This is a genomic window from Leucobacter triazinivorans (genome assembly GCF_004208635.1).
Classification (GTDB): domain Bacteria; phylum Actinomycetota; class Actinomycetes; order Actinomycetales; family Microbacteriaceae; genus Leucobacter; species Leucobacter triazinivorans.
Genome location: NZ_CP035806.1, coordinates 2,582,756 through 2,603,961 on the forward strand (window position 1 = coordinate 2,582,756; position 21,206 = coordinate 2,603,961).

At 67.1% G+C, this 21,206-nt stretch carries 17 protein-coding genes; 8 read left to right on the plus strand and 9 right to left on the minus strand.

Annotation, left to right across the window (positions count from 1 at the left end; translation table 11 throughout):
- Positions 1–25: 25 nt before the first annotated feature.
- From EVS81_RS11655 to EVS81_RS11665, 3 genes are read left to right on the plus strand one after another with little or no spacing between them, the layout of a single operon-like run.
- Positions 26–1,666 carry a sulfatase-like hydrolase/transferase gene (locus EVS81_RS11655; protein WP_130110537.1) on the plus strand — a complete coding sequence of 547 codons (1,641 nt, stop codon included), beginning with the start codon at positions 26–28 and terminating at the stop codon, positions 1,664–1,666.
- A gap of 34 nt (positions 1,667–1,700) precedes the next feature.
- Positions 1,701–2,675 carry a glycosyltransferase gene (locus EVS81_RS11660; RefSeq protein WP_130110538.1) on the plus strand — a complete coding sequence of 325 codons (975 nt, stop codon included), beginning with the start codon at positions 1,701–1,703 and terminating at the stop codon, positions 2,673–2,675.
- Complete coding sequence (locus EVS81_RS11665) at positions 2,675–3,577, plus strand: glycosyltransferase (RefSeq protein ID WP_130110539.1); 903 nt, start codon at positions 2,675–2,677, stop codon at positions 3,575–3,577. Before EVS81_RS11660 ends, EVS81_RS11665 begins: the two co-directional genes overlap by 1 nt.
- A 42-nt stretch (positions 3,578–3,619) precedes the next feature.
- Here the strand turns inward: EVS81_RS11665 and EVS81_RS11670 are convergent, their stop codons facing one another.
- From EVS81_RS11670 to EVS81_RS11700, 7 genes are all read right to left on the minus strand, one after another.
- A complete protein-coding gene (locus tag EVS81_RS11670; protein WP_205879329.1) occupies positions 3,620–4,804 on the minus strand; it encodes an ATP-binding cassette domain-containing protein in 1,185 nt (394 codons plus the stop codon).
- Entirely contained in the window at positions 4,788–5,654 is an 867-nt protein-coding gene (locus tag EVS81_RS11675) for an ABC transporter permease (protein ID WP_130110540.1), read from the minus strand. Before EVS81_RS11675 ends, EVS81_RS11670 begins: the two co-directional genes overlap by 17 nt.
- A gap of 11 nt (positions 5,655–5,665) precedes the next feature.
- Positions 5,666–6,409, minus strand: coding sequence for a DapH/DapD/GlmU-related protein (locus tag EVS81_RS11680; RefSeq protein WP_130110541.1), 744 nt, complete (start codon positions 6,407–6,409; stop codon positions 5,666–5,668).
- Positions 6,406–7,359, minus strand: a complete 954-nt coding sequence (locus tag EVS81_RS11685; RefSeq protein ID WP_240740075.1) for a Gfo/Idh/MocA family protein — start codon at positions 7,357–7,359, stop codon at positions 6,406–6,408. The genes EVS81_RS11680 and EVS81_RS11685 overlap by 4 nt, the downstream gene beginning before the upstream one ends.
- Before the next feature lie 110 nt (positions 7,360–7,469).
- Positions 7,470–9,467, minus strand: coding sequence for a DUF6541 family protein (locus tag EVS81_RS11690; protein ID WP_130110543.1), 1,998 nt, complete (start codon positions 9,465–9,467; stop codon positions 7,470–7,472).
- On the minus strand, positions 9,464–9,850 hold the full coding sequence (locus tag EVS81_RS11695; RefSeq protein ID WP_130110544.1) for a DUF2304 domain-containing protein: 387 nt from the start codon (positions 9,848–9,850) through the stop codon (positions 9,464–9,466). Before EVS81_RS11695 ends, EVS81_RS11690 begins: the two co-directional genes overlap by 4 nt.
- Before the next feature lie 8 nt (positions 9,851–9,858).
- Positions 9,859–10,563 (minus strand): glycosyltransferase family 2 protein, encoded by a 705-nt coding sequence (locus EVS81_RS11700; RefSeq protein WP_130110545.1) that lies wholly within the window; start codon positions 10,561–10,563, stop codon positions 9,859–9,861.
- Positions 10,564–10,776: 213 nt separating this feature from the next.
- On the opposite strand from EVS81_RS11700, the gene EVS81_RS11705 reads away from it, so the two are divergent.
- The 5 genes from EVS81_RS11705 (at position 10,777) to EVS81_RS11725 (ending at position 19,093) form a co-directional block, all read left to right on the plus strand.
- Positions 10,777–13,629 (plus strand): cell wall-binding repeat-containing protein, encoded by a 2,853-nt coding sequence (locus tag EVS81_RS11705; protein ID WP_165384256.1) that lies wholly within the window; start codon positions 10,777–10,779, stop codon positions 13,627–13,629.
- 250 nt (positions 13,630–13,879) lie between these two features.
- A complete protein-coding gene (locus EVS81_RS11710; protein WP_130110547.1) occupies positions 13,880–14,992 on the plus strand; it encodes a DegT/DnrJ/EryC1/StrS family aminotransferase in 1,113 nt (370 codons plus the stop codon).
- A gap of 62 nt (positions 14,993–15,054) precedes the next feature.
- The gene (locus EVS81_RS11715; RefSeq protein ID WP_130110548.1) at positions 15,055–16,167 is read left to right on the plus strand and encodes a glycosyltransferase family protein; all 1,113 of its coding nucleotides are present in this window, start codon (positions 15,055–15,057) and stop codon (positions 16,165–16,167) included.
- Positions 16,164–17,942: an ABC transporter ATP-binding protein gene (locus EVS81_RS11720; RefSeq protein ID WP_130110549.1), complete on the plus strand. Its 1,779-nt coding sequence runs from the start codon at positions 16,164–16,166 to the stop codon at positions 17,940–17,942. The genes EVS81_RS11715 and EVS81_RS11720 overlap by 4 nt, the downstream gene beginning before the upstream one ends.
- Complete coding sequence (locus EVS81_RS11725; RefSeq protein WP_130110550.1) at positions 17,939–19,093, plus strand: glycosyltransferase family protein; 1,155 nt, start codon at positions 17,939–17,941, stop codon at positions 19,091–19,093. Before EVS81_RS11720 ends, EVS81_RS11725 begins: the two co-directional genes overlap by 4 nt.
- On the opposite strand, the gene EVS81_RS11730 is transcribed toward EVS81_RS11725, so the two are convergent.
- Together EVS81_RS11730 and EVS81_RS11735 are read right to left on the minus strand one after the other, a co-directional pair.
- Positions 19,094–19,957 (minus strand): glycosyltransferase family 2 protein, encoded by an 864-nt coding sequence (locus EVS81_RS11730; RefSeq protein WP_130110551.1) that lies wholly within the window; start codon positions 19,955–19,957, stop codon positions 19,094–19,096. It lies immediately after the preceding gene.
- Positions 19,954–21,120: a glycosyltransferase gene (locus EVS81_RS11735; protein ID WP_240740076.1), complete on the minus strand. Its 1,167-nt coding sequence runs from the start codon at positions 21,118–21,120 to the stop codon at positions 19,954–19,956. Before EVS81_RS11735 ends, EVS81_RS11730 begins: the two co-directional genes overlap by 4 nt.
- Positions 21,121–21,206 lie beyond the last annotated feature (86 nt).

The window sequence follows — 21,206 nt, forward strand, 5'->3', positions numbered from 1 at the left end:
GGCGCGTCGGTAAACTTGCGGCACTGTGGGAAGAGACGACGACGCGACGCCGCCCCCCGGAAGCGCGGAGGGGACGGATCGAGCGGCCCCTGCGACCACCCGTCGGGGCGGCCGCTGGGCCTGGGCTGCGGCGATCGCGGTGTTCTGGCTGCTCATGCTGCTCGGCGCCGTGCTGGCGGGCGGCGGGATCTGGGTGCGCCGCACGTTCGGGCTGATTTCGGTGGATCAGCTGCTGATGAACCTCCCCGGTGGCGAAGGCGCGGGCGGCGACGAGCTCGTCCGCGGCGCGGTCGTGGTGATCCTGCTGGTGCCGGCGGCGCTGGTGCTGGTGATGCTGCTGCTCGCCGAGAAGTCGCGGCGCGAGCTGCACCGCGGCGGCGTGCTGCGCGGGCGCGGTCGCTGGGTGCTGCGGGGCATCGCCGCGGTGCTCGCCGTGGCCGTGCCGGTCGGCGGGGTCGCCGTGTTCGGATCGACGATCGGGGCTGCGGAGTACGTGCAGGCGTACGCCCGCGAGGCCGCCGGAGGCACCACCCTGGCCGACTACTACGCGGTGCCGCGCCACGGCGTCGGCGCGAACGCGCAGGGCGGGCCCGGCATGCGCCACGACGGCGGATCCGACGGCGAGCGGCGCAACCTCGTGCTGATCTACCTCGAGTCGATCGAGGACGCGTTCTCCGACGAATCGCTCTTCGGCACGAACATGCTCGCACCGGTGGAGGAGGCCACGGACGGGTGGGACGCGTTGCCGGCACTGCGGCAGTACGACGGGGGCGGCTGGACGATGGCGGGCCTCGTGAGCACGCAGTGCGGGATCCCGCTGCGCACCGCCGGAGCCGTGTCCGATGTCACCGAGCTCAACCTGATCGGTCACGACGAGGGCGTCGACGAGTACCTGCCCGGGGCCACGTGCCTCGGCGACGTGCTGTCGCGCGAGGGCTACCGCAACGTCTACATGGGCGGCGCCGACGCCCGTTTCGCGGGCAAGGGCGCCTTCCTTGAGACGCACGGCACCGACGAGGTGTCCGCGCTGCAGGAGTGGCGTGAGCTCGGCGAGACCGAGATCCGCCCCGATTGGGGGCTCTCGGATCGTCGCCTCTTCGAGCGGGCGAGCGAGGAGGTGACCCGGCTGCACGAGCAGGGCCAGCCGTTCAGCCTCACCCTGCTGACCCTCGATACGCACGAGTCGCCGTTCCGCTACGACTACTGCCCCGACGATGCCGCGGAGCCCATGACCTCGATCACCGAGTGCTCGATGCGCGAGGTCGCGGGGTTCGTCGCTCATCTCGAGCAGACCGGCGTGCTCGAGGACACGGCCGTCGTGCTCATGGGAGATCATCTCAAGTTCGCAGCCGAGAGCAACGGCTTCTGGAACGAGCTGCGCACGCTCGAGGATCGCACGATCTTCAACCGCGTCTGGGTGCCGGACGGTGTCGACTTCGCCCGCGGCGACATCGATCAGTTCAGCATGTATCCCACGCTGATCGAGCTGGCGGGCATCGAACTCGAGGATCACCGGGCCGGCATCGGGGTGTCTGCGCTGGCCGATGCGGCAGACGTGCCCCCGGGCACGATCCTCGATCTCGACGAGCGCGAGTACCGCGCGGTGACGCAGTCGCGCGCGGCCGCCTTCTACCGCGACCTGTGGGGTGTCGGCGCCGCGGGCTAGACTGGGCGGGTTCTGATGCTGAAGGAGTGTGCGCATGCGCGTGACGGCCGTGCTCGTCGCCTACAACCGGCGTGATCTGCTGCGGGAGTCGCTCGCCGCGCTCGCGGCGCAGAGCCGACCCGTCGACCGCCTGGTGGTGGTCGACAACGCCTCGGACGACGGATCGGCGGAGGCGGCGGCCGAGCTGCTCGAGCACTGGGGCGAGCGGGCGCGGCTGCTCCGGCTGACCACCAACACCGGCGGCGCCGGCGGGTTCGCGGCGGGGATCGCGGCGGCCGTCGCCGAGGACGACACCGACTGGGTGTGGGTGATGGACGACGACACCGTGCCCGGGCCGGACGCGCTCGCCGAGGCGCTCGCCGTGCACGAGCGCTACGCCGCGACGGGGCAGGACGATCTTGCGGTGATGGGATCCCGCGTCGTCTGGACCGACGGGGCGGATCACCCCATGAACACGCCCAAGGCGAAGATCCGGGCGTCGGCCGACGAGCGGGCGCGTGCGGCCGAGGTCGGCTGCATGGAGATCCGCTCGATCTCGTTCGTCTCGGCCTTCCTGCGTGCCGCGCGCGTGCGCGAGATCGGCCTGCCGATCGCGGACTACTTCCTGTGGAACGACGACTTCGAGTACTCGGCACGACTGCTGCGCGGGGCGCGGGGCCTCTTCGTGCCCGGCTCGGTGGTCACGCACAAGACCGCGAAGCGCGGGTCGAGCGATCAGGATCCCGGCCCGCGGTTCTACTTCGAGGTGCGCAACAAGCTGTGGGTGTTCCGCCGCAGCCGGGCCCTGCACGGGTGGGAGAAGGCGCTGTACGCGGCTGCGACGGCGCGCCGCTGGCTGCGCACGTTTCTCGCCTCGAGCGACCGCGCGCAGCTGCGCGACTGCCTGCGGCGCGGCTGGTGCGACGGCTGGCTGCGCGCGCCGCGGCCCACGCGCATGGTGCTGCGTGACACGGGAGTGCCCGTCGACGTGATGGTCGAGGTCGAGCGCCTTTCGAAGCTGGAGCGCTAGTGGGGCAGGAGGACGCGGGGGCCGCGGGCGGATCGGGCGGTGCGGGGGCCGCGGGCGAGAGCGCCGATTTCTCCCTGCTGCTGCCCGTGTACGCGGGTGACGATCCCGCGTTTCTGCGGCTCGCCTTCGAGAGCTCGGTCGACGGGCAGACGCTGCGCCCGGCCGAGGCCGTGCTCGTGCAGGACGGGCCGGTGCCCGACGCGCTCGTCGCCGAGCTCGAGCGCATCGAGCGGCGCAGCCCGATCCCGGTCGTGATCGTGCGGCTGCCCGAGAATCGCGGTCTCACCGAGGCGCTCAACGCGGGGCTCGAGGCGTGCGCGCACCCCGTCGTGGCGCGCATGGACGCCGACGACGTGTCGCTGCCCGAGCGCTTCGCGCGGCAGTGGGAGCTGATGCAGCAGGGCTACGACCTCGTGGGCACGGGAATGGTCGAGTTCGAGTCGGATCCCGAGCAGCCGAGCGCCCGCCGCATCCCGCCCGTGGGGTCGGCGCGCATCAGGGACCACGCCCGCACCCACAACCCGTTCAACCACCCGACCATGATGTATCGCGTCGCCGCGCTGGATCGGGTGGGCCGCTATCGGCCGCTCGGCAAGATGGAGGACTATTGGCTCGGGGTGCGCCTGATCGACTCGGGAGCCCGGGTGGAGAACCTGGCCGAACCGCTGCTGGCGTATCGCGTGGGATCGGGCGCGTTCGCGCGGCGGGGCGGTTGGAACGAAGCGCGCACCGAGTGGCGGCTGCAGCGCGAGATGCTGCGCATCGGCTTCATCACCCGTGGCCAGTACCTGCGCAACGTGGTGATGAAGGGCGCGTACCGGCTCATGCCGGCCGGCGTCAAGCGGGTGCTCTTCCGCGGGCTCATCGGGGGCGGGCTGCCGGGGGACCGGGCCGGCGGGTGAGGTGTGCCGCTCTCGGCCGATGCCGCAGCTCCGACCCGATGCCTACTCGGATCGTGCGTAGACGGCAGCGACGCGCTCGTAGTCAGGGCTGCCCGGCTCGGAGAACTTGAATCCGGCCTCGAGTGAGTACCAGGCATAGCCGTTCTGGAACGGCATCGCACGAATCTCGAAGGCCTCGAACTGCCCGCGCGGGAGACCGGCGAGCAAACCCCACGGGCCCTCGGGGCCGCCGGAGCGCTGGTACGCCGAGAGGAACACGCCTCGGGTGAGCCCGATCGCCTCCGCGTTCTGCGAATGCGCCGCGGTGATGATGCCACGTTCGAACTCCTGGACGACCCCGCCGCCGTGGGCGGAGATCTCGCGCTGAGGGCCCGTCGGAGCGCCGAAACCGACCGGGTTGCGGTCGTACACCGTGCTCAACGGATGCAGAATCGGATACTCGGACGTGATTCCCTGCCCGCGCTGAGAGCGCTCGAGGGCCTCGACCGCTTCGCCGATGGGGCCGTCGAAGATGACCCGGCCGTGCTCAAGAACGATGCCTCGTTCGCACAGTCGGAGCACCTGGCCCGCGTTGTGGCTGACGACGAACATCGTCTTGCCTCGCTCGCGGAGCTGCATCATGCGCTCGCTGCACTTCTCGCGGAATGCGGCGTCACCGACGGAGAGCACCTCGTCGACGAGCAGCACATCGAACTCCGTGTGCACGGCGACGGCGAATCCGAGCCGCGCGTGCATGCCGGAAGAGTATCGCTTGACTTCGGTGTCGATGAACTCGCCGATCTCGGAGAACTCGAGTATCTCGTCGAATCGCGCGTCGGTCTCCTCGCGGGACATCCCCAGGATCGCTGCGTTGAGGTACACGTTCTGCCTGCCGGTGAGGTCGGGGTGGAAGCCCGCGCCCACCTCGATCAACCCGGCGATGCGACCCCGGGTGCGCACCCAGCCTCCGTCGGGGGCGAGCACGCCGGAGAGCAGCTTGAGGGTGGTCGACTTACCGGACCCATTGCTCCCCATGAGCGCGACAGACTGCCCATCGGGAACCTCGAAACTCACGCCGTCGACCGCATTGAAATCGGTCGTCAGTTCTTTTCGCTTCAGGGCCGCGATGAACGTTTCCTTGAACGAGTTCGTGTGCTTGATCTTGAACGTCTTCTTGGCGTCGGAGAAGACGATCGCGGGTTTCTGGGCGTTCTCGGGCTCGTGCGAGCGACTAGAGGTTCTGGGCAAAGGACCCCTCCAACCTTCTGAAAACCAGTTGCCCGATGAACAGCGTCAGCAGCGCCAGAACGGCCCCGACGAGAGTGAACGTCAGCAGCCCATCAGGCCGCGGAGACCCGTCTGCGAGCGGCAGCCAGAACGCGTCGTGGAACATCTCCACGGCGACGGTCATCGGATTCGACATGTAGATGTTGTAGAGCCATCCAGGCGTGTGCTCGTAGACCATCGTCCACGAATAGAGCACGGGAGACGCCCACGTAGCGAACATCAGAATGAGATCGACGAAGTTGCGGGCGTCGCGGTAGGCGACGTTGATCGCGCCGAAGAACAGTCCGAGGCCGAGCGAGAAGCACAGGATCACCGCCACCCCGACGATGAACGTGATGACTTGCAGCCATCCGATGGTCCAGCCGCAGAACAGCGCGACGACGAGCAGCAGGAGCGCCTGCGGCAGGAAGTGGATGAGGGCAACGCCGACCGCTGAGACCGGGAACAGGGCGCGGGGGAGATAGACCTTCTTGATGAGAGATGCGTTGTCGGTGATGGCGGTGGTGGTGTTTCTCAGCGCCTCGTTGAAGAGATTGACCGCCACGATGCCCGAGAACAGATAGACGGGGAAGAACTGGATCCCTCGGTTCTGACCCAAGACCAGGCCGATCACGAGGAAGTACATCAGGAACTGGGCGCCAGGCCGAACATACGACCATACCCAGCCGAGCACAGAGCCGTGATACCGGGTGGCGACACCCTTCTTGAGAAGCAGCGAGAGGAGATACCGGTACCTGAAGACCCCGAACAGACCCTTGCTCTTCCCCGGAGTCTCGAACTCCGGGTCGGTGAGCGCCGCTGAATATGACACGTCAGACAAGTCTACTGCGCTTCGCGTGGGGCCGAGACGGATGCCGGGCGGAGCTCCCCCTGAGCCCGCCACCAGGAGACGGCCTCCGCGAGAGTCCCGAGGTCGTCGGGTATCCACTCCGTTCCGGTGAAGAATTCACCCGCGACATAGTGGGCGAGCAGCACATCGGCGAGTGCCCCGTCGTGCCCCGCTCGCTCGATGCCGACGGTGTTCACCCCGGTGACGCGCGGGGGAGTCCCGTAGAGCTTGGCGAACGGCGGCACGTCTTTGGTGACCGGGGTCCCCATGCCCACCATCGCCCCCGTGGCGATCACTCGACGCTGATGCACCACCGCATTCATGCCGATGTTCACCCGATCTCCGATGACGCAGTGGCCGCCGATGCTGACTCCTGCGGACACCGTGGCGTCGTCGCCGAGCTGCACATCATGGGCGAGATATGCGCGATTGAGCACCCAACTCCGTGCCCCGACTGTGGTCGCGCGGTAGCTGCCCTGGTGGATCACGGCTCCCTCGCGGATCACCGCGTGCTCGCGAATGAGTACTCCGGAGTGCTCCAGATCACCTGCCCAGGCCGCATTCTGGCGCAGGTTGCCCATCTCGGGAGGCGCTCCGATCTGGGCTCCCGGGCCGATCCACACGTTGTCCTCGATCGTGGTGGGGCCGAGGATCACGGCACCGGGTCCGATGCAGACGTTCTCGCCGAGCACGACGCCCTCCCCGACGAATGCTGTGGGACTCACCTGGGTGCTCACGACAGGGCCAGGGTCTCGCCGCGCTTGCCGGACTCGATGGCGGTCTCTGCGACGCGAAGGGTCTCGAGCCCCTCGCGCAGGGTCACCGTGTCCGTGCGCGTGCCGAGGATCGCATCGCGGAATGCCTCGTGCTCTGACTTCAGCGGCTCGCGCTTCTCGAGCGCGAATCGGGTGACCTCGCCTTCGCTGACCCCTCTGAATGCGGTGATGGCGTCCCACTCGCCCTCGAACGTGCCGTTCTCGTAGAAGGTGAGATCTGCGGTGATGGTGTCGGCGATGAAGGCGCCGCGTTCGCCGGTCACGATGGTGAGGCGCTCCTTGAACGGGCTGAGCCAGTTCACCAGGTGGTTGACGATGATGCCGTTCTGCAGCTTGCCCGTCATCGCGATCATGTCCTCGTGCTCGCGGCCGCTGCGATAGGTGATCTGCGCGGAGACGGACGCGTAGTGAGACTGGGCGAGCCACGCAGTCAGATCGATGTCGTGACTGCCGAGGTCCTTGACCACGCCCACATCGGCGATGCGCGCAGGGAAGGGGCCCTGGCGCCGGGTCTGGATCTGGTAGACCTCGCCGAGATCTCCGTTGGCGATGCGATTCCGCAGACTCATGAGGGCCGGGTTGAATCGCTCCACGTGGCCGACGGCAGCGATGAGACCCGCGTCGTCGAATGTCTCGACGAGTCGGGTGGCTGCTTCGATATTGTGCGCCACGGGCTTTTCGATGAGCGTGTGCACGCCGGCCTCCGCGAGCGCCAGCCCGACTGCTTCGTGGAACTTGGTCGGCACCGCCACGACCGCCGCGTCGATGCCCGCTTCCATGAGTCCCTGCACTGAATCGTGCAGCGGAGTATCGTTGGCGACGCCGTGGGGGTCGCCCATCGCATCCGCCACGGCGACGAGCTCGATGCCTTCGGTCTCGCGAAGCACCCTCGCGTGATGGCGGCCCATCATGCCGAGTCCGATCAGTCCGTATCGAATGCTCACGGGTACTCCTTCGCGGCCAGCTGGTGCTGATCCGGTGATGTTGACACTTGCGGTTCTAGTGTACGAGTCAGGTGCGTCTAGCCCGTGGCGCAGCCGGTGACGCGGTAGAGCACCGCATCACCCTCTCGGTCGACCTCGGTCACTACTGGCGAGTCCTCGAGATCGGTGATGCCGAGGAACGGGATTGCGCGTGGCGTGTTCTCGAACACGTAGACGCTCCCGAAATCGAGCACGTACTCGGCTCCGAGCTCGTGCGTGATCGCGCAGGCCTCGGGGGTGCCCTCACCGAGCTGTTCGGTGAGCACGGAGATGCGCGGGTCGTAGTTTCCGCCGGTGTGCGGCACGAGCACCGGGATGCCGGTGAGCGCATATGCCAGGGCGCCGCCGTTCCACGGGTTGTTGATGATCACGGCGTCTTCGGGAAGGTGCTCCGGCAACCGTTCGATGAGGGCTCGTTCGTCGTCGCTGAGGAGCGGTGCGTCCGGGCCCGAGGCGTACTTCGTGCTGACGAATTGCACGCCCGCGAAGGCGCCCGCTCCTTGCGTCGACGCGAGCAGGAACACCAGTGCGAGCAGGCTGCAGGCCCGGAAGAAACGGCGAGGCCGCTGCGAGAGCGCGCCCCACCGCACGATGCCCGCGCGCAGCACCGCCCACGCGGCGCGGACCCCGAGGACGAGAAGCGGAAACGCTCCGACCCAGGCGAGCGCCGCGAGACGCCAGGGGTCGCTGTACCAGGGGGAGAGGATCGCAGTGCGCCACGCTGCAGCGGGAAACCCGTCTGCGATGACGTAGACGCCGAGCATGACTGCCGCCGAGAGCACCAGCCACCGGAGTCGGGGCCTTCTCCATGCGATGAGCAGGCCGATGAGCAGCACCACGGTGGCCGGCCAGACGTGGCCCTCCAGATGCGGAGACATTCCCAGAGCGTCGAGCGTCGACCCGAGCACGGTGTGTTTGCCATCCCACGGGTTGTCGCTCGTGCGGCCGATGCGCCAGGCCACCATCACGGCAACGATGAGCGCTGACGGCGCGAGAACGGCGACCGCGAGTCGAACCGGGCGCGACGCTCGCTGCCTCCGCAGCTGACCATCCCAGTTCTGGAACGGCCGCTCGCGGACCACGCGTACCACGAGCGCCACGATGGGGCCGATCAGCCAGAGGAGCAGGATGTGTATCGCGTTGGGGTGGGCGAGCGTCGCCGCCCCCAGCGCGCCGAGGAAGAGGAGCCAGGCGACGCCGGGGGTTGTGACCTCGCTTCTGCGGGCCTGCCCGAGACCGGCGACCTGCATGAACCCGACGAGGACGTAGGGCAAGAGTGCAATCGAGAGAAGGTTCGGGTAGAGAACCCCATAGCCGGCGAGCGCAAGCGGGAAGCTCGGGAGGGCGACCCCCAGCACACCGGCGCTGAGGGTGACGCTCCGGCTCGGCCCGGCAATGGCGCGACCGAAGGCCACCATCCCGATGGTCCAGACGACCGCGCAGACGGTGAATAGCACGGCGTTCGTCGCGAGCGGGATTGTGGTGCCGGTGATCTGCGCGACCAGTGCGGTGAGCCCGTGCCAGAGGGTCGGATAGAAGACGGCCTGGCCCGGTGACGAGAGATCCATGTCTAGCGGCGAGGCCGTACCGCTCTGCAGGATCTGCTGCACCGCGTTGAGATGGAAGTTGGCGTCATAGGTCTGGGAGACCGCGTCTGGCGCCTTCAGGGACATCACGAGCGTCGCCGCCAGCGCGCTACCGCCGATGGCCGCCGCGCCGATCGGGACCCACAGACGGTGCGCGCGAGCGGTCGGGCTGCTCGGGCGCGTTCGAGTAACCCCGAGTGCGGGACGCAGCAGCCGCAAGACTCCCGCGAGCAGAGCGGAGAGAACGATGGGAACCAGGGCCGTCCACGCGACCCCGATGAACGGTGCCGCGAGTGCGCTCAGAGCGAGCACTGCAAAGGCGGCAGGGATTGACACGATGGCCGTCGAGAAACCGCGCAGCCCCAATGCCAGCGCGATCGGTGCACCGAGAAGTGCGAGCAGACCCACCGCGGCAAGGACGGGCAGCAGAAGCGCGAGCCACTGCATCATGCGGATGGCTCCTCAGGTGTCGGATCGTCGAGACCCTTTGTGCTGCGCTCTTCGAGAATGCGGGCTTCCATGAGTGCGACTGCTCGAGCGAGATTGGTGACCCGAGCGTCCGAGCGCGCCTTGGCGCGCACTGTTGCCACCGCGAACAGCAGCGTCATGATGATGAACACGTACAGGAGGAGGTCGGTGCCGCGTCCCACTCCGAAGAAGTGCGCGATCGCGGTGAGCGAGTTCGGAAAGACGATCGCAAAGATCGCAGCGACAACGAACAGAAGTGCGAAGATCCGCTTGAGCGCGAGAGAGCGCTCTCCTGGCAAGAACTTGACGGCGAAGACTCCCGCTGCAACGACTCCGGCGATGAGGAGGAACTGAAAGACTGACATGCTTCTCCTTATCGGATGACGAGGTCGATCAGGATGTTGACCGAGTTCAGCAGAGACTGGCCCTTGGCTCTTGAGTAGTCCGTGTAGAGCACCTCGACGGGCTGTTCTGCATAGGGGAGGCCAGTGCGGCCGAGAAGCACGACGATCTCCGTGCCGTGCGCCATGCGGTCCTGTTTCAGCTTGATCCTGCGGAGTGCATCGGCGCGAATGACGCGCAGCCCGTTGTGGGCGTCGGTGAGTCTCGTGTGCGTCGCCCAGTTTGTGACCGTGACTGCGGTCTTCAGCACGATCTTCTTCAGGATGCCGGGCTTCGTGCGATCGTCGAGAAAACGGGAGCCGTAGACCACGGCGAGGTTCTCGTCTCGAGCGCGGCCGATCATGATCTCCGCGTCTTCGACGCGGTGCTGACCATCCGCGTCGAAAGTGACGACGTAGTCCGCATTTCGCTCGAGGGCGTACTCGAATCCGGTCTGCAGGGCCGCCCCTTGGCCCATATTGATGGGGTGCGTCACCACATGGGCGCCGGCCGCGCGGGCGACCGCGCCGGAACCGTCACTGGAGCCGTCATCGATGCAGACGACGTTCGTGAACACTGGCCGCAGCTGGCGCACCACGTCGCCGATGATCGAGGCTTCGTTGTAGAGCGGGATGACGACCCAGGTATCAAGGTGACCTTGAAGTGCCGAGGCCGACTCGGACGAAGCAGGCATCATGCGTCTATTCTGGCAGACGGTCGCTGCTTTCCCGCCGTTGGTCGTGCGGGCCCTATTGTTTAAGCTGAGGTGGAAGTTTAAGCCGAGGGGGAGTGAATTATGCGAAGCAGCAGCACGAGCGCGGGTCGCTCGGGGCGGTGGGGGTCGACCCTTCGTCGACCGAGAACTGCGGCGCTCGCCCTCTTCGCTGCCTTCGCGATCGCCTTCGCACCCATGGTCGCGCCCGCGCCAGCGCAGGCGAACCCGTCATCGGGTTTCGATCCGAGCAACATCATCTCGGACGCCAATTTCTACCACGGCACCGCGATGTCGGCCGCTCAGATTCAGGTCTTCCTCAACCAGCGCGTACCGCGTTGCACGATCGGGGACCCCGGGCGCGCTGCCGGATCGGTATGGGGAAGCACCCGGATCGCCAGTTCCTGCTTGCGAGACGCCCGCTTTACGACCTCGTCCCGCGCGTCGAACGCCTACTGCAGGGCATATCAGGGAGGGGCGAACGAGACTGCGGCCGCGATCATCGCGAAGGTGGGGCAGTCCTGCGGCATCAGCCCCAAGGTGCTGCTGGTGATGCTCGAGAAGGAGCAGAGTCTCGTCACCGACACCTGGCCGACGGTGCGGCAGTTCGACGTTGCCATGGGGTACGCGTGTCCCGATTCCGGACCGAACAACTCTGCGAACTGCGATCCTTCTCAGACCGGATTCTTCCAGCAGGTGTATCGAGCCGCATGGCAGCTTCAGGTGTACAAGGCGCACCCGAATAGCTACAACTACAAGCCGTTTCAGGCGAACAGGATCCAGTGGCACCCCAATGCGGGTTGTGGTACCTCGCTGGTGACAATCCAGAACTGGGCTACCGCGGCGCTCTACATCTACACTCCGTATCGTCCGAACCAGGCTGCGCTCAACGCGGGATGGGGCACGGGAGACAGCTGTTCGAGCTACGGAAACCGCAACTTCTACAACTTCTACAAGACGTGGTTCGGGAACACACAGTTGCCCTTCCCCGTCGACGGCGGAATCATGAGCTACTGGCAGGCCAACAAGTCTTGGCTGGGCAACCCCGCTGCAGCAGCTGTCACGGTCCCGGCGAACGGTGGGGGCCGTCTGCAACGTTTCGAGGGAGGGAACGTCTACGAGCCCCAGTCCGGGGCAGCCTCGGGTATGACTGCTTCGAGCCCGATTCTCAAGGCCTTCGCAGCCGCCGGTGGCATCGAGGGGAGCTGGGGGTGGCCCATTGCTCCCGCGATCAACCAGGGTGCGTCCGGGCTTACGACCATGCGCTTCCAGGGAGGCACCGTTGCAGAGACGAGAGGCGTCGGAGTATTCATCGTTCCAGAGTCGCTTCGAGCCGAGTGGGAGAAGTACGGAGGGTATTCGGGCAGTATTGGATACCCATCCGCAGCTGCGAAAACAACAGCGAGCGGTGCCGTTGCTCAGGACTTCGCGAGAGGAACGCTCGTCTCTGTGAGCGGCTCCGGGGCGCGTCGGGTGGACCCGGCCTTCCTTTCGGCGTGGCGCGCTGGCGGAGGAGCTGGCAGTGCGACTGGGGTGCCGATCGCAGACCCGGTCGTGAGCACAGCAAATGGTGGTGGGACAACGTACCGCCTGCAGTTTGGGACCATGTACCGCTCGAGCACCGGATCTGCGACAATTCCGGCGGGTGGGTTCAGGAACGCCTATGACGCCGTGGGAGGTGTCAGTGGCAGTCTGGGCTGGCCAAAGAGTGCACTCGACTGCAGCCTGTCCAACAGTGGATGCACGATGGAGTTCCAATTCGGTGGTGGTGTCTGGCGTCCCGGAGGTACTCTGATTCGGCTAGCCCCAAGTACATTTGCCGCGTGGAGGCCGCTTGCGGAAGAACTCGGGTTTCCAGACGGGCCGGCGTCTTCGGTCGGGACCGGCGATGAAGCCGGTACGATCGAGGCGTTCCCCGGAGGCAACATCTACTCCTCGAGATCCGGTGCGTTCGCGCTGCTGAACGGGCCAATCCTGGATGGGTATGTTGCTGCAGGCGGGCCCTCGCAGGCCTGGGGCTGGCCGGCTGGCGCGCACGTCTGCAACTCTGATGGCGCGAAGTGCGTCATGCCTTTCACCGGAGGTGTGGCCTCCTGGGTTTCGGGCGGCGGCCTGGCGTTTGTTGATGGAGAGCCGGGTAGTCGAAACGTGAGGATCAGTGGTTCGGATCGATTTGAGACTGCGGTCGCGATGTCGCAGCACGGCTACTCGACTTCAGCTGGAACTGTCATCGTCGCAAATGGCTTGGACTTCCCAGACGCATTGAGTGCCGGAGCGCTTGGTGCGAAGTGGAAGGCGCCGTTGCTGCTCACCCGCCCGGACACCCTCCCAGCGGCAACTGCGGCAGAGATTGAGAGGCTCCGCCCGAGCCGGATTGTTGTCATTGGCGGAACAGGGGCGGTGAGTGATGCAGTTGTGGCCAAGCTCGAGGAGTTCTCTGAGCGTGTCGACCGGGTGTCCGGTGCCGACCGCTACGCCACTTCTATCGAGATCGCGAAGGCCGGATGGGCCAACGGAACCGCAAGTGACTCCTTCCTCGTGACGGGAGCTGGCTTTCCTGATGCACTCGCCGCTGGTGCTGCAGCGGGGAAGTACGAGGGACCGGTGCTGCTGGTTCCTGGAGATGCTGAGAAGGCGTCGACGCCGATAATGTCTGAACTCTCGCGGCTTGGCACAACGACGGTTCACATCGTCGGCGGGACAGGCGCGGTCTCGTCTGGGATACAGAGCGCGGTTGGGCAGGGACGTGCAGTCGTGCGCTACGCGGGGGTGGACCGATTCGATACTTCGGCGCGGATCGCAAACGGGATTTTCCCAGACGGCACGCGAACTGACACATATTGGGCGAGCGGATACAGCTTCGCCGATGCTCTTGCGGGAGGGGCTCTTGTTGGTGCCAAAGGATCTCCGCTGCTCCTTACTCGGCAAGAATGCGTGCCGGGCAGTGTAGCCGAGGCCAATGCCCGTGTCGTCGGCGTCAACACGTTTCTGCTTGGCGGCTCGAGCGTACTCGGGAATGAGGTGCTCGCCGGCACCCGCTGCGCGCGATAATCTCGGTTCCCGCGGGGAGCATGTGCTGGCGCTCTTCCTGACGAGCGTGCTATTCGGCTCTCGAGCAACTTTCGAGATTTTGATCTCGTATGAACATGTCCATCGATGCGTTCGAGTCAGTTCGGGGCGATGCCTTGGTCGACGGTGAGTCACAGTTCCCGAGTGCGATCTCACGGCGTGCTCGGCTCGGGCACGGTATTCTCGTGGTTGCGTTGACCCAGCGCGCCCGTTTCAGAAAGGTCGCATATCCATGGCACCCGAGTTCATCCCTGCAGCGAAGCCCATCATCGGCGACGAGGAGCGCGCGGCCGTAGATCGCGTGCTGCGCTCCGGCATGATCGCTCAGGGCCCCGAGGTGAAGACCTTCGAGCAGGAGTTCGCCGAGCACTTCGTGCAGGGACGCACCACGGTCGCCGTCAACTCGGGGACCAGCGGTCAGCACCTCGGGCTCCTCGCCGCGGGCGTCGGCCCGGGCGATGAGGTCATCGTGCCGTCGTTCACCTTCGCTGCGACGGGCAACTCGGTCGCGCTCACCGGGGCGAAACCGGTGTTTGTCGACATCGAGCCCGACTTCTTCACGCTCGATCCCGAGGCGGTGCGCGCGGCGATCACGCCGCGCACCAAGGGGATCATGCCCGTGCACCTCTACGGGCACCCGTTCCTGGTCGACCAGATCGAGGCGATCGCGCAGGAGCACGGCCTCGCGATCTACGAGGACGCGGCGCAGGCGCACGGCGCGAGCTGGGACGGCCGTCCGGTCGGCACCCTCGGCGCGTTCGCCATGTTCAGCCTCTACCCGACCAAGAACATGACCTCGGGCGAGGGCGGCATGGTGACCTGCTCCACCGAGGAGATCGCCCGGCAGTTGCGCCTGCTGCGCAACCAGGGCATGGAGACGCAGTACGCGAACGAGGTTATCGGTTTCAACACCCGCATGACCGACATCCACGCGGCCATCGGCCGCGTGCAGCTGGCCAAGGTCGACGGCTGGACCGCGCGGCGCCAGCGGAACGCCGCTGCGTTGAACGCCGGGCTCGCCGAGATCGACGGTGTGCGGACGCCGAAGGTCCACGAGAACGCCGTCCACGTTTACCACCAGTACACCGTCCGCCTCGACGCGGGCGAGCGCGACCGTATCCACACCGCGCTGAAGGAGGAGCACAGCGTGGGCTCGGGGGTCTACTACCCGACCCCGAACCACCGCCTGCCGTCGCTCGCGCACTTCGCCCCGGGGCTCGACCTGCCCGAGACCGAGCGGGCCGCCCGCGAGGTGCTCTCGCTCCCGGTTCATCCGTCGCTCACCGAGGGCGACCTCGAACGCATCGTGACCGCCGTCGCCGCGGTCGTGCGCGCCGGACGGTGAGCCAGCGGCGACCCGTGAGTCCTTTCGCAACGCTGAAATCGCGCGCGCTCCAGGCGCTGACCATGGCACGACTCATGCAACGGGGTGTGCTGAAGCCGGAACCGACTCCGGTGGGCGGGCCCGATGAACGCGTATTCATCGGGCCAGCGAACAGCGCAGGGCAGGGCGATCAGTGGGCTCGAGCGCTCGAACTCGCACGCACCGGGACCCGTGCGACGAGCATGCAGATTGTCTCCGACGACGTGTTCCGGTTCCCGGCGGACCTGACGGTCCACGCGGGGTACGCGGCGTTCTCGAAGGCGTGGCAGCGGCGGCAGTTCGTGGCGCTCTCCGAGTACCGCGCGGTGCTGGTCGAATCGAACCGCGGGGTCCTCGGACGCTTCCGGGGAACCGACGCGCTCGAGCAGGCCGACCTGCTTCAGCGTGCGGGTACGCAGGTCGGGCTCATCTTCCACGGCAGCGATATCCGGGATCCTGGGACCCGGATCCGTGCCGACCGCGATTCCTACTTCGGCGCCGACGCAGAGTTCACCGCGACCATGTCCGGGGTCACGAAGCGCAGCCGGCGGCTCATCGAAGAATCCGGGCTCCCGGTCTTCGTCTCTACGGTGGATCTGCTGACCGAAGTGCCGCACGCAAGTTGGCTCCCGGTCGTCGTCAGCCCCGAGGACTGGGCCGGCGCGCCGGCTCCGCTCTCGCACGGCGGCGTGCCGCGGGTCGTGCACGTGCCGTCGAAGTCTCTGATCAAGGGCACCGACCTGATCGAACCGCTGCTGAACGAGCTGCACGCCTCCGGCATCGTCGACTACCGGCGGGTGACCGGCGTGCCGCACGCCGAGATGCCCGAACTCTACCGGGGCGCAGACATCGTGCTGGATCAGTTCCGCGCCGGTCCGTACGGAGTTGCGGCGTGCGAGGCGATGGCCGCAGGACGGATCGTGATCTCTCACGTTCCGGACCTCGACCGGCAACGGGTCGCGGAGCTCACCGGGCATCGCTTGCCGATCGTCCAGGCGCGGCACGACGACCTGCGCGACGTGCTGACCGCGGTACTGACCGACCCTGCTGAGGCACTCGCACGCGCGGCCGCAGGGCCAGAATACGTGCACCGCATCCACAACGGCGACCGCAGCGGTCGGGTGCTGGCCGATTGGCTCGACCGAGGAGAACGATGAAAAGTATCTGGACGACCCTGCGGAAACTGTTCACGGTCTTGCCCGAGGGCGCGAAGTCCTATTACGTCAGGTACTCCATCGCGACGGGGCTGCTCGCGATCCTCGACACGCTGGCGCTCGCGCTCATCGTGCTCGTGGTGACGCCGCTCGCCTCCGGGAAGCCGATCGAGCTCCCGCTGCTCGGCGTCATGCCGCAGAATGCCACGATCTGGATCGTGGTCGCGATCTGCGTGCTCTTCATCTTGAAGGGCGTCTTCGCCGTGGTCCTGCACTGGTTCGCGACTCGGCGCTTCGCGCGCTACGAGCTCTACGTCGGCGACCAGCTTTTCCGCGGATACACGCGCGCGAGCTGGGAGAAGCGCTCCCAGATGAGCACCGCCGAGGTGACGCGTGTGGTCGACAGCTCGATGGCGAACACGAACATCGGCTTCATCCTTCCGCTGTCGCAGATCCCAGGCAACGCGCTGACCTTCGTCTCGGCTCTCGCGGTGCTCGTCGTCGCGCAGCCGTTCACCGCGCTCATCGCGTTCGTTTACCTGTCGCTGGTCTCCGCGTTCATGTTGTTCGTCGTGTCGCGGCGTTCTCAGCGGGCCGGTCGGAACAACCGGAAGTACGCCTACCGGGCGGCGACGATCATGACCGAGATGGTCGACGCGCTCAAGGAGGTCGTGTTGCGCGACAAGCTCGACGAGATCGGTCGTGTGGTCTCGAAGAACCGCTCCGTCGCGACGCGCGCCCGTGCGAACATCTCGTTCCTGGGGATCGTACCCAAGTACGCCTTCGAATCGGCGCTCATCGGTGGGTTCCTTATCATCGGCGGCGCCGCGTACCTGCGAGGCGGCTTCTCCGAGGCCCTCGTCGCGATCTCGCTGTTCGCCGCGAGCGGCTTCCGCATGATGCCCGCGATGAACGCGGTGCAGGCGAGCTTCACCTCCGCCGCGGCGAACCAGGTTTACGCCCAGGACGTGATCCGGGAGCTCACCGATCTGCGGAGCGGCACCGGTATCCAAGAGGAGCATCAGGACGTCGCCGAACTCCCCACGGGACCACAGAGCCTCACCCTCGAGAACGTCCACTTCCGGTATCCGGGCGCCGCCGACGACGTGCTGTCGAACGTGAGTTTCAAGGTGCCCTTCGGCTCGAGCCTCGCGATCGTCGGTCCGTCGGGTTCCGGGAAGTCGACGCTCATCGATCTGCTGCTCGGTCTGAGCGTTCCGACGAGCGGGTCGATGCGGATCGATGGCGCGGAGTTGCGCGACGTCATGCGGCAGTGGCGGAATCGTGTTGGGTACGTTCCGCAGCGCGTCGCGCTGTTCGACGCCTCGATCGCGCAGAACGTCGCGCTCACCTGGGAGTCCGACTACGACTCCGAACGCGTCATACACGCGCTCCAGCGCGCGCACCTCGGAGAACTTGCCGACCGCGGCGCGGGCATCGAGGAGCGCGTGGGCGAGCGCGGCGCGTCCATTTCTGGCGGGCAGCAGCAGCGTCTCGGGATCGCCCGCGCACTGTACTCCGATCCCTTCGTCATGGTGATGGACGAGGCGACGAGCGCCCTCGACACCGCGACCGAGAACCGCGTCACGGAATCGATGCGCGAGCTGCAGGGCGAAGTGACCTTCATCACGGTCGCGCACCGACTCGCCACGATCCGCGAGTACGACCAGGTCTGCTATCTCGACCGGGGCGAGATCCTCGGCAACGGAACCTTCGAGGAGGTGGTCGAGCAGGTTCCGGAGTTCCGGCTCCAGGCCGAGCTCGCCGGACTGCTATGAACGCCGCATCGCGCAACGGCGCCAAGCCGACACTGCTCGTCCTGTCCTTCACCGAGATCGTGCACGACGCGCGGGTAAAGAAGCAGGCGCTGCTCTTCGCAGAGGACTTCGAGGTCGTGACCTGCGGGTACGGGGAGGCGGTCCGACCCGACATCGAGCACATCCGACTCGACCCCTCGGTGCCCGTTGCCGCGAAATACCTCGAGGCGGCTCTCGTGCGCAGCCGCCTCTACGGGGTAGCGTTCGCCACGGACTTCCGCTCACGGCGAGCGGCCGACCTGCTGCGCGGGCGCCGATTCGACACGGTGATCGCGAACGAGCTCGAGACGCTGCCGCTGGCCTACCGGCTCGTCGTGCCCGAGCGCGTGCTCCTCGACCTGCACGAGTTCTACCCGGGTCTGCACGACGACATCCCCGTCTGGGTGCAGGTGCGCAAGCCCTACCAGGAGTGGCTACTGCGGCGCGGAACGCGGGCCGGCGCGGCCACGACGGTCTCCGACACGATTGCCGAGCGCTACCGCTCGGAGTTCGGGATCCCCTGTGGAGTGGTGCGCAATGCGGCTCCCTATCGAGAGGACCTCGCGCCCGGCGCCGTCGGCGACACCATCCGGCTCGTGCACGCCGGAGTCACAGCCGCGAACCGGCGCCCGGAGGTGATGATGCGGGCGGCTGCGCGATCGCGAACCGACCTTACCCTCGATCTTTATATGACCCAACAGGACACCCCGTTCGGGCGGGAGTTGCAGGCCTTGGCGGCAGAGCTGGGGCCGCGGATTACCCTGCACCCGCCGGTACCGCACGCTGAGTTGGTGGAGACGCTGAACCGCTACGATGCTGGTCTCCACGTGCTGCCGCCGACGAATACGAACATTGAGCTCGCTTTGCCGAACAAGTTCTTCGATTCGGTGCAGGCGCGGCTCGGCATGGTGATCGGGCCGACGGCCGACATGGCGAAGCTGCTCCGCGAATACAACCTCGGCTCCGTGGCGGAGGGCTTCGACGAGGACGCCGTGGTCGCGGCGCTTGACGCGCTCGAACCCTCTACGGTCGCCGCGTGGAAGGCAAACGCCGACGTGCACGCGCGCGAGCTCAGTGCGCAGGCGCAACAGCGTGCGTGGCTGGAATTGGTCGCCGGCCTGCTGGCCGCCTGATCAGAGGTACCAACAGCGGTATCGGACCGACCCGCGTATCAGTCCCAGGTTCGTTCCGATACCGGCGTACGCGGCGTTTCGGCGCGACTCGTCGCGAGCGGCCAGGATCAGTTTCACGGTGTTTGTTGCGAGGACGATCGGCGCGAGGAACCGGCTGCGGCGGGGCATGCCCTGCGAGCGGAACTTCGCGTAGAGCTGCGTGCGGCTGAGCCCCCACCCCATGCGCTGGTGCATGATCTCCCGCCCCGTTGGGCGGGAGTAGTAGGAGAAGCGGGCCTCGGGGGCGAACACCACCCGGTGCCCGGCGAGCTGGGCGCGGTAGAAGAAGTCCACGTCCTCCGCCGCGCCGGCGAACGTCTCATCGAGCCCGCCGAGTGAGTCGAACACCGAGCGGGCGAAACCGGCCTGGCCACCGCCGACCGTGAATCGGCCCGGCCATGCGGCGTCGCTCAACGCGGAGATCTCTTCGAGTACCTCGCCGCTCTCGGCAGTACGCACGATTGTGCAGGCGACGATGTCGGCGCCTTCGCGGAACTTCGCGGCGAACGCGGCGGCCCAGCCCGGCTGCACCTCGTCGTCGGCTCCGCAGAGCATCACGTAGTCGCCGGTGCTGGCCCGCACACCGTCGTTCTGGGCGAAGACCGGGCCCTGGCCCCGGCCAGCGAAGATGTAGCGCACGCGTTCGTCTCGGTCGGCGTATGCCTCGATCACCGCTTTTGTGCCGTCGGTCGACATGTTGTCGGCGACGACGATCTCGCGGAGCACGTCTGAGTCCTGCGCGAGCAGAGCGTCAAGCTGGCGCGGGAGCGTGCGCTCACCGTTGAAGCACGGGATGACCGCCGAGAGCCGCGGAGCAGCGCTCATGATCGGGCTCGCTTCCGTCGCGTCTGTGAGCCGCTGAACTCGATGGCGGCCGCGGCCCGGCGCGCCGCGGCCCGCATGGAGACGTGCTGATCGGCCCACTCAGAGAGGCCTGGGCGGGACTCGGGAAGAACGGGACGCTCCGCGACCGTGCGCATCGCTTCGGCAATCGCCTCGGGACTGTAGTTGACAGCGGTGCCGACCGGCGCTGTCGAGCTCGCGGCGTCCAGGAACGCGCCAGTTGGACCGGGGCCGGCGAATATCACCGGGCATCCGCTCGCCAGCGAGGAGTACGCCTTCGTTGCGAAGGCGAACTCGTAGCCACCTTCGGGCAGCAGCGTCGCCAGCGAGGCCGCAGCGCCGGACAGTTCGCGCGCGAGCTCCGCCGGTTCAACCGGCTCGTCGAACACGATCGAGTCCGAAACGCCGAGCTCTTCGGCGCGCGCCGCGATCGCGGGGTGCTCGGTGCCGTGGCCGATGAAGCGGAGCAGGTACTCGGGGTGACTGCTCGAGAACTCGGCGAACGCATCGATCAGGACAATCGCTCCGTGCCACGCGGAAGCGCTGCCCGCGTAGACAAACTCGGTGCGGAGCGGCGCGGGGGAGTAGTGGAACTGGGCGGTGTCCGCCCCGCGGCCGGTGACATCGACGGGCTTCCGGATGCCCCAGGCCTTGATGCGGTCGGCGACTGATGTCGAGATGGTGATCACCCGGTCGGCGCCGCCGATCGCCCAGCGCTCCAGACGCTCGAGAACCCGCAGCACCAGCGATGATGATGTCGCGTGCGCGGCGGCGACCGACCAGAGATCGGCGGCGTCGTAGACGTAAGGGATTCCGCGCAGACGACAGATCGCGCGCACGACGGCCCCAGTGGTGGGCGGCGGTTCGACGACGACTACGTCGGGCCGCTTGCGGAAGAGAAGCCGGAATGCCAGGGGTACGTCGAAGCTGAGGTACTGCAGATACCCGCGTACGTAGCCGCTTCGGTCGCGGAGCACGGGGAACAGGCGCAGGGCCTCCGGGCGCTCGGGGACCACGTAGCCCTTCGGCGGTCGAACGGTGAGCACCGTCACGTCGTGGGAGCGATCCACCAGCTCGGCCGCGAGCGTGCTCAGGAAGAATGACGCGGCGGACGGCTCCGGAAGGTAGATCCGCGAGACGATCACGACCTGCAAACCGGGGCTCCTCACGACGCGAATCGGCTCTCGACTCGGTTCCGACGAGTCTACCCGGTGGCTCGGTGTGCGGCCGC

What these genes read in the sequence shown, in the direction of transcription:
- EVS81_RS11705 (WP_165384256.1), top strand. Translation starts at nt 10,777, where the DNA reads ATGGTCGCGCCCGCGCCAGCGCAGGCGAACCCGTCATCGGGTTTCGAT.
- EVS81_RS11725 (WP_130110550.1), top strand. Translation starts at nt 17,939, where the DNA reads ATGAACGCCGCATCGCGCAACGGCGCCAAGCCGACACTGCTCGTCCTG.
- EVS81_RS11720 (WP_130110549.1), top strand. Translation starts at nt 16,164, where the DNA reads ATGAAAAGTATCTGGACGACCCTGCGGAAACTGTTCACGGTCTTGCCC.
- EVS81_RS11690 (WP_130110543.1), bottom strand. Translation starts at nt 9,467, where the DNA reads ATGATGCAGTGGCTCGCGCTTCTGCTGCCCGTCCTTGCCGCGGTGGGT.
- EVS81_RS11715 (WP_130110548.1), top strand. Translation starts at nt 15,055, where the DNA reads ATGGCACGACTCATGCAACGGGGTGTGCTGAAGCCGGAACCGACTCCG.
- EVS81_RS11700 (WP_130110545.1), bottom strand. Translation starts at nt 10,563, where the DNA reads ATGATGCCTGCTTCGTCCGAGTCGGCCTCGGCACTTCAAGGTCACCTT.
- EVS81_RS11695 (WP_130110544.1), bottom strand. Translation starts at nt 9,850, where the DNA reads ATGTCAGTCTTTCAGTTCCTCCTCATCGCCGGAGTCGTTGCAGCGGGA.
- EVS81_RS11730 (WP_130110551.1), bottom strand. Translation starts at nt 19,957, where the DNA reads ATGAGCGCTGCTCCGCGGCTCTCGGCGGTCATCCCGTGCTTCAACGGT.
- EVS81_RS11685 (WP_240740075.1), bottom strand. Translation starts at nt 7,359, where the DNA reads ATGATGGGCCGCCATCACGCGAGGGTGCTTCGCGAGACCGAAGGCATC.
- EVS81_RS11660 (WP_130110538.1), top strand. Translation starts at nt 1,701, where the DNA reads ATGCGCGTGACGGCCGTGCTCGTCGCCTACAACCGGCGTGATCTGCTG.
- EVS81_RS11710 (WP_130110547.1), top strand. Translation starts at nt 13,880, where the DNA reads ATGGCACCCGAGTTCATCCCTGCAGCGAAGCCCATCATCGGCGACGAG.